Raw genomic sequence first — 11,613 nt, forward strand, 5'->3', positions numbered from 1 at the left:
GCAATATTAGGGCGAATGCGCTCACACGTCAATGATTAAACTGAATTAATTCTCACTATTTGCATCATTTTTCGGCAGTTTGAGTGATTCGTTTAATTTTTCCCAAACTTTAAGTTCTTTCTTGCTTGGCCCACCTACGATTTCTAAGGCATGACGTAAACGTGCAAAAGTCAAATCAGGACCTAGTGTTACCATAGATTGCATCACAGGCGTTGAACTCGTTGAACCCGCAATCGCAATAAAGAATGCTGGCATAAAGTCACGAAGTTTAACTTCCATTTGAGTGGCTAAATCCATCAGTGTTTGGCTGACAGTATCATTATTCCACGTAAACTGACTCTCTAAGCGCCAAATTGCAAATTGTAAGCTTTGACGAACTTGTTCTTCGGTCAATTTTTTGCTTTCAAACTGTTCTTTACTGATCTGTGGCATGTGATTGAAATAGAAACCAGCCCAATTCACAGCTTCTGAGAGTAGATTGATACGAGGTTGAATCGCAGCCGCAATGTCTTCAAGTGTTTGACGGTCACTTTTCCATGTTAATAGGCGATCTAGAAGTTGTCTCGGTGTTAAGCCTTTGATCCATTGACCGTTCAGCCAATTAAGTTTTTCAACATCAAAGATTGGGCCGCCCAATGAAACACGCTGTACATCAAAGTTTTCAACCATGTCCTGTAATGTGAATACTTCACGCTCATCAGGCATTGACCAACCCATGCGACCTAAATAATTCAATAATGCTTCTGGTAATACACCGATGTCGCGATAATAGTTAATAGAAGTTGGGTTCTTACGTTTAGACAGTTTTGATTTATCTGGGTTACGTAACAATGGCATATGACATAAAGTTGGCATTTCCCAACCAAAATATTGGTAAAGCAACTGATGCTTAGGCGCTGAAGGCAGCCATTCTTCCCCACGTAATACATGGGTAATTTCCATCAAATGATCATCCACGACATTAGCAAGGTGGTAAGTTGGTAAACCATCCGTTTTTAGCAACACTTGCATGTCAACTTGTGCCCAAGGAATCTCCACTTCACCACGAAGCAAATCATTAATCTTACAAATACCATCTTCAGGTACTTTCATTCGAATGACATGTGGTTCACCCGCAGCAAGGCGTTGTTGTACTTCTTCTTGTGAAAGTTTTAAGCCACGCCCATCATATTTTGGCGTTTCACCACGTGCTTGCTGCTCTGTACGCATTTGGTCTAGGTCTTCTGCTGTTGCGAAACAATAGAAAGCATGTCCTTTTTCAACCAAATCTAAGGCATATTGTTTGTAAATTCCCATACGTTCCGATTGACGATACGGCGCATGAGGGCCGCCCACATCTGGACCTTCTGACCAGTTCAATCCTAACCAACGTAAAGAATCTAAAATCATCTTTTCTGATTCAGGTGTTGAACGGAGTTGATCTGTATCCTCAATACGTAAAATAAATTCACCGCCGTGCTGTTTAGCAAAACATAAATTAAATAACGCAATATAAGCAGTACCTACATGAGGGAAACCTGTAGGAGAAGGCGCAATACGGGTACGAACTTTCATAAATTATCGAAGCTTAAATTAAAATTGAAACTATTATAACGAAAAAGCCTAGTCACAGCATGACTAGGCTTATTTAAACATGTAGAGCGTTACATATTTAAAAGATCAAGATGTGTGCGGTTGAAAAACAGTCTGAACAAAGCGTGAAAAACGTTCGTGTTGGCTTGCAAAGAACGTTTGCGTTGGCGTTGTACGGATCGTATTCAACATTTTTAATTCGTCATCTGTTGAAGGCAACATGGCTGTATTACGTTTTTGTTGATCAAGCGCTTTCACAATTAACGAAGACGATTTGTCTATCGTTTTAATATTATTGTTTTCTTTAATTGCGGCTGCATGTCCAACTTGAATAGAAAACACCAAAAATAAGCTTAAGCATAGTGTTTTTTTAAGTTTTGATGCTTGCACGGTAACATCCCCTTCATGACTTCGAGTCTACAAGACTAACTAAATGACTATAGTATTGCTTTAATCATACGATTCAAACATAAATTTTAATAAAAAATATAACTATGTCACACTTTTTACAAAAAATAATAAATAAACATGCTTTTGGGTATTGTAAGCCTGATGGCTAGAATATCTGCAAATCAAATCTAACAAGCAAATGTGTAGAAAAAGTGGAGAATGATAATTTTTCTCAAAATAAAAATAACATGAATAAACACTTAGTATTTTAACTGCAATACATCCTTAATATTACGATATATAAAAAAAAGAATAATTTCTAAATTATTGATATAACTATTTGATTGTAAATTATTTTTAAATAAATATAGTGGTCATAAATATACAGAAAATGAGTGAATAATAAATGAAAACAGTGATCGCCGCAGCATTGCTTGCTTTGGGTTTAAATAGCATAGCGCAGGCAGCTACAACGTTCTTAAATGTATCTTATGATCCAACACGAGAGTTTTATCAAGAATATAACCAAGCATTTGGTCAATATTGGAAACAGCGTACAGGTCAAGAGGTCGATTTTAAACAATCGCATGGTGGTTCAGGCAAACAGGCAAGATCGGTAATTGATGGTTTACAGGCTGATGTTGTGACATTGGCTTTGGCGAATGATATTGATGAAATTGCCAATGCAGGTCTCATTCGTAAAGATTGGCAAAAACAATTTAAAAATAATTCTGCACCTTATACATCAACGGTTGTATTCCTTGTCCGCAAAGGAAATCCGAAAAATATCCGTGATTGGAATGATCTCACTAAAGAGGGTGTCGAAATTATTACCCCAAATCCGAAAACAGGGGGTGCACCGCGTTGGATTTATTTATCGGCATGGGGCTATGCGTTGAAACAACCTGGTGGTAATGAGACTAAAGCCCGTGATTTAGTGAAAAAGTTATACCAAAATGTCAAGGTACTTGATTCGGGAGCGCGAGGTTCTTTAACTACATTCGCTGAGCGAGGTATAGGCGATGTGTTACTGTCATGGGAAAATGAAGCTTTATTGGCGACCCAAGGTTTAGGTAAAGATAAATACGATATTGTATATCCATCAATTTCGATTTTGGCTGAGCCTTCAGTTGCGATTGTAGATAAAACCGTGGATAAAGATGGTAATCGCAATTTAGCGCGCGGTTATTTAAATTTTCTTTATTCACCTTTAGGGCAGGAACTTGCGGCAAAACATTATTTCCGTCCACGTAATCCGCAAATTGCAGCAAAATATGCGAAACAATTTCCAAAGATCAAACTCTTCAGTATTAATGATGTATTTGGTGGATGGGCAAAAGCGCAAAAAACCCACTTTGTGAATGGTGCGATTTTTGATCAAATTTATACAGATAAACAGTAAATAAATTATATATAAAATTTGTGATTGAATATGGGAAAGCAAATACACGGAGTATTTGCTTTTTTGTTGTATAAAAAATGATAAGAAAACGGTTTTATCTATGAAAAGTTAAGAATTCTCTACAAAAAGTCGTTTGGTACTGGGATAAAACAAGGTGATAATGTGCAGTTACATTTTTAGCTATTGATCCTATTGTTATGTCGCATATTTCTGTCTTACTTCATGAAACCGTTGATGGCGTATTGGCAGGTCGCGATACTGGTATTTTTGTCGATGCAACGTTTGGTCGAGGAGGGCATACCAAGCTCTTACTTTCCAAATTGGATCAAAATGCACGTGTTTACGCCTTTGATAAAGATCCTCAGGCACTTGAAGTTGCCGCACAATTAGAACAAGAAGATCCGCGTTTTAAAATTATTCATGCCAGTTTTGCCGATATTCAGGCGGAATTGACAAATATTGGGATTACCGAAGTTGACGGCATTATGGCCGATTTGGGTGTGTCTTCACCGCAACTTGATCAAGCAGAACGTGGGTTTAGCTTTATGCAAGATGGCCCACTAGACATGCGTATGGATAATTCTCAAGGTTTAACTGCGGCGGAATGGTTACTTGAAATCGAAGAAGAAAAATTAGCCAATATTATTTTTCAGTATGGTGAAGAGCGTTATAGTCGCCGTATTGCCAAAGCGATTAAATCGGCAGGCGAAATCACCACAACAGCGCAATTGGCTGAAATTGTTAAGGTTGCGCATCCAAAGTGGGAAAAGCATAAACATCCTGCAACGCGTACTTTCCAAGCGATTCGTATCGCAATTAACAAAGAGCTTGATGATATTGAAACGTTTTTACCGCAAGCTGTAGAATTGTTGAAAGTACAAGGACAGTTGGCTGTGATTAGCTTCCACTCTTTGGAAGATCGTTTGATTAAACAATTTATTCAAAAAGAATCAACTTTAGCGGAAGATCATGGTTGGGGAATGCCTCAAACACAGATCGATACGCGACGTTTAAAGAAAGTGTCTCGTATTCGTGCGAGTGAAGCAGAAGTAAAAGCAAATCCTCGTTCACGTAGTGCATGGTTACGTGTAGCAGAGCGTTTAGAGCAGAAAGGCAGATAATGAATAAAAAGAATGATGATGAGATCATATCTAGCAGCAAGAAAGGACTGAAAAAAGTTGTAGTGTATGCTGTGCTGATTGCGATGGTATTCACAAGCGCAATGATGGTGGTCTTTCAAGTGTTTGAATATCGTCATGATTATCGTGATTTAAGTGCTTATATGCGTGAAAGAGACGATCTGAATGCAGAATGGGGGCGCTTGCTGATTGAACAACAAACGTTTGGTGCAACTGCGCAGATTGGCTCTCGTGCTGTTACACAATTGCGGATGTTTTCACCACCCGCAGCACAAACGGTTGTGATTTCTTTACCTATGACTTCAAAGCAAGACAAATAAGGCATGCTGTATGGCAGATAAGCGAAGTAAACCAATACGAAAAAAACAGCAGTCTATTTCTGAAAGACCAACACTTGCTTTAGACATGTGGCGATTTTATTTGCTTTGGGGCACGGTGTTACTGTGCTTTATTGTGTTGATTGCGCGTGCATTTTATGTGCAAGTGGTCAATAAAGACTTTTTACAAAATAAAGCGAATGCCAATATTTTGCGTACGGAACGCCTAGAAGCAATGCGTGGTGTGATTAGTGATCGCCACGGAGTGCCTTTAGCGATTAGTACACCGATCATGAAAATTGTGATTGATCCAAGAGACTATTGGGAAACGAAACAGCAATTTGATGAAATCACAGCCGAATTAAAAAAAGATCCACATAACCGAAAATTAAAACGTCAATTACCTGATAAAAACTTGAATTTGGATGAGTTGGCAGATGCGGTTGGTGTAGACCGTGCTGATCTCAAAAAGCAAATGGAAGCTCGTCCACGCTCACGTTATTTGGTACTACAAAAAGAAATCCCACCGCAGCAAGCTGACCTCATTACCAAGCGAAACTTTCAAGGGGTTTATGCTGAAAAGACGTATAAGCGTTACTATCCGCAACCACAGCCGAATGCACAAATTATTGGTTTAACCAATAGTGAAGGTGTTGGGGTTGAAGGTTTAGAAATGCAACTGAATAAACAGTTGTCAGGCGTCGATGGTGAACAAAAAATTATTCGGGATAAAAAAGGTAATCGTCTTAAAGTCTCAGAAGTGATTAAAGAAGTCGAGTCAGGTGAAAATGTCACGCTCAGTATCGACTCACGTTTGCAATATATTATGTATCGTGAATTGACCGCTGCTGGTGTTGCAAATAATGCTCGTTCGGCAACCGCTATTGCTGTAGATGTAAAAACTGGTGAAATTTTAGCAATGACCAGTTGGCCGTCATATAACCCAAATGATAAAAATGGTTTAGCCAACAAAGATGCAATGCGTAACCGTGGTGCAATCGATATGTTCGAACCGGGTTCGACGATGAAGCCATTTACTGTTGCAGCTGCCTTGGAAAGTGGCAAATACACGCCAAACACAATCGTGAATACCTCACCAGGTTCAATGAAGTTGGGATGGCATACCATTCGTGATACACACAACTATGGTGCATTAACCCTGACAGGTATTATTGTTAAATCATCTAACGTGGGTTCAGCCAAACTTGCGTTATCGTTACCTAAAGATGCGATTCCATCATTCTTCCGTCGTGTCGGTTTTGGGCATCGTTCTGATGTGAAATTTCCAGGCGAGAGCGCAGGGCTGTTGTATTCGGGTGATAAGTTGAACCCCTCTCAGTTGGGTACGATGGCGTATGGTTATGGCTTAAACGCAACCATTCTCCAAGTTGCACAAGGTTATGCGATGCTCGCAAACCATGGTGTGGAAATGCCATTAAGTCTTAGAAAATTAGATCAAGCACCCCAAGGTAAGCAAGTGCTTGATCCTAAGATTGCAGATCAAGTGTTATTGATGCTTGAGCAGGTTACTATGCCTGGTGGTACAGCTACACAGGCCAATATTCCTGGTTATCGTGTGGGTGGTAAAACAGGTACGGCACATAAATTACGAGCTGACCGTAAAGGTTATTCGAGTAATGAATATCGTGCCTTATTTGCTGGGGTTGCTCCAGTGAGTGATCCTCGTCTGGCGATGATTGTCGTCGTTGAAAATCCTCAAGGTCGTTATTATGGTGGTCTCGTTGCAGCGCCCGTTTTTGCGAGAATTATGCAAGAATCGCTACGATTACTGAATGTACCTTTAGATAAACCACTTGATACCTCTATAAAATCCAATCCGTAGGTAGATTATGTCGATTAGTTTTCAGCAGATATATCCGATTCATATCGATGCGGCTTGGTTCACTCAGCCCTTTCAAGGCTTTTGTCTAGACAGCCGTAAGATTGAAGTTGGGCAGATTTTTATTGCTTTAAGTAGTTATAGCCAACCTGAAAAAACCCGTCAATTTGCACAAAATGCGCTGAATGCAGGGGCATTGGCGGTCATTAGTGAAACAAGTTTGGGGCTTGCGAACGAATGGGTTTGCCCTGAAGTACGTTTTCTTATGGGTGAATGGCAGCAGCAATATTTACAAGCGGTCGATCCTGTAGAGTCATTACGTGGTATTGCAGTCACAGGTACCAATGGTAAAACCACCATTTCACGCTTAATTGCAGAGTTAATTAGTTCGCAAGGGCAAGGCTGTGCAGTGATGGGGACAACAGGCAATGGTATCTTGCCAAACTTGACCCCCTCAACCCACACCACTTTAGATGCGCTGCACTTACAGCAGGCATTGCATGATTACGCTAAACAAGGGGCTAATTTTGTTGCACTTGAGGCGAGTTCGCATGGTCTGGAACAAGGTCGTCTGAATGGTTGTGATCTTGAGATAGCAGTTTATAGTAATTTAAGTCGTGATCATTTGGATTATCACGGTACTTTAGAGGCTTATGCAGAAGCTAAGGCGCTATTATTTAAATTTACCACTTTAAAAGTCGTTGTAATTAACATCGACGATGCACATGCAAACGTGATGCTGGCTGCTGCGAAAGAGAATCCATCAAAACCGAAAGTTTTGACTTATTCTTTGACTCAAACTTCTGCGGATTATTATATTGATCATTTGCAATATCGCTTGAGTGGTGCAAGTTTTACATTGATTAGTCCAACAGGTACATTTGCTCTACAAAGCCCATTGCTTGGACATTTTAATGTAGAAAATTTATTAGCAAGTTTGATTGCAGCAGAATATGCTGGTTTTTCGCTTGCTGATTTAGTGCAGTTCGTTCCGCAACTTGAGGGTGCCCCAGGGCGCATGCAAGTCATTCAAGATGCGGATCGTCTATTTGTCGTTGATTATGCACATACACCTGATGCATTGATTCAGGTGTTAACCACGTTGAAACGTCATGTCACTGGACAATTATGGGCGGTATTTGGCTGCGGTGGTGATCGCGATCGCGGTAAGCGTCCTTTAATGACTCAGGCTGCGCTTGATCATGCTAATCCAGTAGTTCTCACCTCAGATAATCCACGAACTGAAAACCCTGAACAGATTTTTGCTGATATGAAGCAGGGAATTGATTTTGCAGAACACAGCGTACATGAAATTCATGATCGTCGTGAAGCGATTAAATTTGTGGTCGCTCAAGCTCAAGCTGGAGATATTGTCGTGATTGCTGGCAAAGGTCATGAAAACTATCAGGAAGTAGATGGCGTTCGTCACTGGTTTGATGATGTAGTCGAAGTGCAATCTGCGATTAATGCTCAGCCACATTCTGTAGATTCAGCTTATCCTGCACACTAAGGTTAAAAGGTAAATAAAGCGTATGCATACTTCAACAACCAGCACCGTTCCACTAGAACCTTGGACAGCAGAGCAATTACAACAAGCGACTCAAGGTGAATGGCATAATCATAAGATTCCACAAAGCGAAATTAAACGTATTTTGACTGACTCTCGTCATGCTGAAGCTGGAGATGTTTTTCTTGCTTTAAAAGGTGAGCGCTTTGATGCTCATAATTTTGTAGCACAAGTGGCGACGCAAGGTTGTGAGATTGCCATCGTAGAGCGCCCAATTGATGCAGATATTGCACAACTCGTCGTTAAAGATACACGTTTGGCTTTAGGGCATCTTGGAGCGTATCGACGTCAGCAAAATCCACAGTTGAAAGTGATTGCTTTAACAGGCAGTAGTGGTAAAACCACCACGAAAGAAATGTTGGGTAGTATTTTATCCCGTTTAGCACCAACCTTGATCACGCGTGGCAACCTGAATAATGATTTGGGTGTGCCGATGATGTTGCTGGAACTGCGTCAGGAGCATCAATATGCTGTGATGGAGTTGGGTGCCAGTCACCAAGGTGAAATTGATTACACCTCGAATCTGGTGCAGCCACATGTGGCGGGGATTTTGAATATTGGTACGGCACATTTAGGTGAGTTTGGTGGGCGTGAAGGAATTTGTCGTGCCAAGTCAGAGATTTATGCACATATTTTGCCTGACGGAGTATCGGTTGTTCCCGCTGATGATGACTTTACGGCGACTATTCGTGAAAATGCTCAAGCTCATTCAATGTTGAGTTTTGGTGATGGTGGCGATGTGTTTGCGACAGAGGTTGAATTACATCCTCAATCAGCAAAATTCAATTTACATACTCCACAGGGTATCCGTACAGTAGATCTACCGTTTGCAGGTGCTCATAATGTGCAAAATGCAACTGCTGCAACAGCATTTGCCTTGGCAATTGGGATTGCGCTTGATGATATTGTACAAGGCTTAGAACAAGCACAGGGTGCCAAAGGGCGTCTGAATTTTATTCAACACCAAAATCACTTATTCATTGATGATACTTATAATGCCAATCCAACTTCAATGCGTGCAGCAGCAGAAGTTCTTGCTCAACAAACGGGCATTAAAGTGATGGTAATCGGGGATATTGGTGAGCTTGGAAGTACAGCAGCGCAACAACATTATTTGTTGGGCCGAGATTTGGTTTCGATGCAAGGTATTCATTTTGTGGTTGCAGTGGGTGAATTCTCACCTGCCACTCAAGAAGGTGCAAGAAGCACACAATACGGTAAAAAATTACAAGCTTTTCTGAATCAGGGGCAAGCTTTGTCATTTTTAATGAGTTTAGTAGAGACACATCAACCCCAGCACATGAGTTTCCTATTTAAAGGTTCTCGCTATACCCATATGGAAACGTTGATGGCTGACTTGATGGAGAAGATTTAAATGTTGTTATGGTTATTTGAACAATTGGCAGGCTATAACAGCTCTTTCCAAGTGGTTCGTTATTTAACATTACGCTCTTTGTTGAGTGTATTAACTGCTTTGACCATTGGCTTGGCTTTGGGGCCTGTGATGATCCGTAAATTACAAGCCTTAAAATATGGTCAGGCAGTAAGCTCATTTGCTCCTGAAAATCATGCGAAGAAGATGGGAACACCAACGATGGGCGGGATCTTAATTCTGCTCTCAATTGGTATTAGTACCTTATTATGGGCTGATTTATCAAATCCTTATGTTTGGATTGTATTGGGTGTTATGGTGGTCTTTGGTGCTGTTGGTTGGGCAGATGACTGGATTAAAGTTCGTTATAAAGATAATGCTGGTTTACCTGCACGTAAAAAATTCTTTTGGACTTCTGTAGCATCATTAGGTGCTGGTATTGCTTTATATCTAATTGCAAAACAACAAGATAATCCAATCAATACTGCAAATATGCTAGATTTGCTGATTCCATTCTTTAAGAATCTCTCCATTCCACTTTCAGCGGTGCCGTTTGGTTTAGCATTTATTGTTTTCACTTATTTAGTGATTAATGGGGCGTCAAATGCAGTCAATCTGACGGATGGATTGGATGGATTGGCAATTATGCCAATTGTCCTGGTTGCAGCAGGTTTGGGTGTATTTGCCTATTTATCAGGTGATATTCGTTTTGCCAATTATTTGCATATTTCCTATGTAAAATATACCTCTGAACTGGTGGTGGTGTGTTCAGCTATGGTTGGCGCAGGCTTGGCTTTCCTTTGGTATAATGCGCATCCTGCTCAAGTATTCATGGGTGATGTCGGGGCTTTGGCACTAGGTGCGATGCTGGGTACAATTGCTGTTATGGTTCGCCAAGAAATCGTTTTTGCGATTATGGGTGGTGTATTCGTAATGGAAGCCGTTTCTGTGTTTTTACAAATTGGTTCATTACGAATGCGGAATAAGCGCGTTTTCTTGATGGCGCCTTTACACCATCATTATGAAAAACAAGGTTGGAAGGAAACACAGGTTGTTATTCGTTTTTGGATTATTACCATTTTCCTTGTTGTGTTAGGCTTAATGACCCTAAAGTTGCGTTAAACCATGATTCAAAAAGAAGCTGGTGATCACCAGTTTTTTTTATGTTTGGAGAAAATAGATGAATTTATTGATGTGTCCTGTTTGTCGCCAATCATTGAATTTGGTTGAGCGTTCTTGGCGTTGTGAAAAAGGCCATCATTATGATGTCGCCAAACAAGGTTATGTCAATCTGCATGTCGTACAGCATAAGCATAGTAAGACACCAGGGGATACTGCAGAGTCTGTATTGGCTCGTCGTGAATTTTTGCAAACAGGTGCTTATCAGCCGTTACAGCAGGCGATTGTTGAGCTGTTGCAGCGGCTCAGGCCGAAAACTATTTTAGATATTGGTTGTGGTGAAGGTTATTACACCAGTGCGATGCAAGCGCATACTCAACACTGTATAGGTGTGGATATTGCTAAAACAGCTGTACAACGGGCTGCAAAACTCAACTCTAAAGTCACTTGGGTTGTTGGGACGGGTGCAACATTGCCCGTGCAGGATCGTTCAATCGACGTATGTACTAGTTTATTTAGTCCAATTCCACAAGAAGAGATCACACGTGTTCTTCAAGAGAATGGTCATCTGATTGTGGTGACACCTGCACCTCGACATCTCTATAGGTTGCGTGAAGCTTTATTTGAGCAAGTAAATTTACACGAACCAGAAAAATTTTTAGAACAGCTAGATGGTCAATTTGAATTGCAGCAACAACAGCTTGTCGAGAGTGCAATCGAGTTAGATCAACAAGCGCTAAAAAATTTGATTGCTATGACACCTTATGCTTATAAAGCGAATCCTGAACGAAGAATGATTTTAGAACAAGAACAGCATTTCTTAGTGACAGCCGCTTTTCAAATTTATGTATTCCAAAAAAGAAAGAAGCCATCAATTTGATGGCTTCTTTTAAAT

Annotated in this window: 9 protein-coding genes and 1 pseudogene; 8 read left to right on the plus strand and 2 right to left on the minus strand. The window is 40.5% G+C overall.

Annotation, left to right across the window (positions count from 1 at the left end; genetic code table 11):
* Window positions 1-45: 45 nt before the first annotated feature.
* Together gltX and M5121_RS08895 are read right to left on the minus strand one after the other, a co-directional pair.
* Window positions 46-1,554, minus strand: coding sequence for a glutamate--tRNA ligase (gene gltX, locus M5121_RS08890; RefSeq protein WP_249570963.1), 1,509 nt, complete (start codon window positions 1,552-1,554; stop codon window positions 46-48).
* Window positions 1,555-1,659: 105 nt separating this feature from the next.
* On the minus strand, window positions 1,660-1,905 hold the full coding sequence (locus tag M5121_RS08895) for a DUF4179 domain-containing protein (RefSeq protein ID WP_371924477.1): 246 nt from the start codon (window positions 1,903-1,905) through the stop codon (window positions 1,660-1,662).
* A gap of 463 nt (window positions 1,906-2,368) precedes the next feature.
* Between M5121_RS08895 and M5121_RS08900 the strand changes: the two genes are divergently transcribed.
* From M5121_RS08900 to M5121_RS08935, 8 genes and pseudogenes are all read left to right on the plus strand, one after another.
* Window positions 2,369-3,364: a sulfate ABC transporter substrate-binding protein gene (locus tag M5121_RS08900; protein ID WP_249570965.1), complete on the plus strand. Its 996-nt coding sequence runs from the start codon at window positions 2,369-2,371 to the stop codon at window positions 3,362-3,364.
* Window positions 3,365-3,561: 197 nt separating this feature from the next.
* Window positions 3,562-4,485 (plus strand): 16S rRNA (cytosine(1402)-N(4))-methyltransferase RsmH, encoded by a 924-nt coding sequence (rsmH, locus tag M5121_RS08905; RefSeq protein WP_249570966.1) that lies wholly within the window; start codon window positions 3,562-3,564, stop codon window positions 4,483-4,485.
* A complete protein-coding gene (ftsL, locus tag M5121_RS08910) occupies window positions 4,485-4,823 on the plus strand; it encodes a cell division protein FtsL (protein WP_004660120.1) in 339 nt (112 codons plus the stop codon). The genes rsmH and ftsL overlap by 1 nt, the downstream gene beginning before the upstream one ends.
* Window positions 4,824-4,833: 10 nt before the next feature.
* Window positions 4,834-6,667 (plus strand): annotated as a pseudogene (gene ftsI, locus M5121_RS08915) (penicillin-binding protein PBP3).
* 3 nt (window positions 6,668-6,670) lie between these two features.
* Window positions 6,671-8,170, plus strand: a complete 1,500-nt coding sequence (locus tag M5121_RS08920) for a UDP-N-acetylmuramoyl-L-alanyl-D-glutamate--2,6-diaminopimelate ligase (RefSeq protein ID WP_249570967.1) — start codon at window positions 6,671-6,673, stop codon at window positions 8,168-8,170.
* A gap of 22 nt (window positions 8,171-8,192) precedes the next feature.
* Entirely contained in the window at window positions 8,193-9,602 is a 1,410-nt protein-coding gene (locus M5121_RS08925) for a UDP-N-acetylmuramoyl-tripeptide--D-alanyl-D-alanine ligase (RefSeq protein WP_249570968.1), read from the plus strand.
* The gene (gene mraY, locus M5121_RS08930; protein ID WP_249570969.1) at window positions 9,603-10,721 is read left to right on the plus strand and encodes a phospho-N-acetylmuramoyl-pentapeptide-transferase; all 1,119 of its coding nucleotides are present in this window, start codon (window positions 9,603-9,605) and stop codon (window positions 10,719-10,721) included. It begins immediately after the preceding gene.
* Between the two features lie 58 nt (window positions 10,722-10,779).
* On the plus strand, window positions 10,780-11,598 hold the full coding sequence (locus M5121_RS08935; RefSeq protein ID WP_249570970.1) for a putative RNA methyltransferase: 819 nt from the start codon (window positions 10,780-10,782) through the stop codon (window positions 11,596-11,598).
* Window positions 11,599-11,613 lie beyond the last annotated feature (15 nt).

This window comes from Acinetobacter sp. ANC5681 (genome assembly GCF_023488045.1).
In the GTDB taxonomy this organism is placed as follows: Bacteria; Pseudomonadota; Gammaproteobacteria; order Pseudomonadales; family Moraxellaceae; genus Acinetobacter.

Excerpts from the sequence above, each read along its gene's own strand:
- M5121_RS08900 (WP_249570965.1), top strand. The coding sequence starts at position 2,369 with ATGAAAACAGTGATCGCCGCAGCATTGCTTGCTTTGGGTTTAAATAGC.
- ftsL (WP_004660120.1), top strand. The coding sequence starts at position 4,485 with ATGAATAAAAAGAATGATGATGAGATCATATCTAGCAGCAAGAAAGGA.
- M5121_RS08920 (WP_249570967.1), top strand. The coding sequence starts at position 6,671 with ATGTCGATTAGTTTTCAGCAGATATATCCGATTCATATCGATGCGGCT.
- mraY (WP_249570969.1), top strand. The coding sequence starts at position 9,603 with ATGTTGTTATGGTTATTTGAACAATTGGCAGGCTATAACAGCTCTTTC.
- M5121_RS08935 (WP_249570970.1), top strand. The coding sequence starts at position 10,780 with ATGAATTTATTGATGTGTCCTGTTTGTCGCCAATCATTGAATTTGGTT.
- M5121_RS08925 (WP_249570968.1), top strand. The coding sequence starts at position 8,193 with ATGCATACTTCAACAACCAGCACCGTTCCACTAGAACCTTGGACAGCA.
- rsmH (WP_249570966.1), top strand. The coding sequence starts at position 3,562 with ATGTCGCATATTTCTGTCTTACTTCATGAAACCGTTGATGGCGTATTG.
- gltX (WP_249570963.1), bottom strand. The coding sequence starts at position 1,554 with ATGAAAGTTCGTACCCGTATTGCGCCTTCTCCTACAGGTTTCCCTCAT.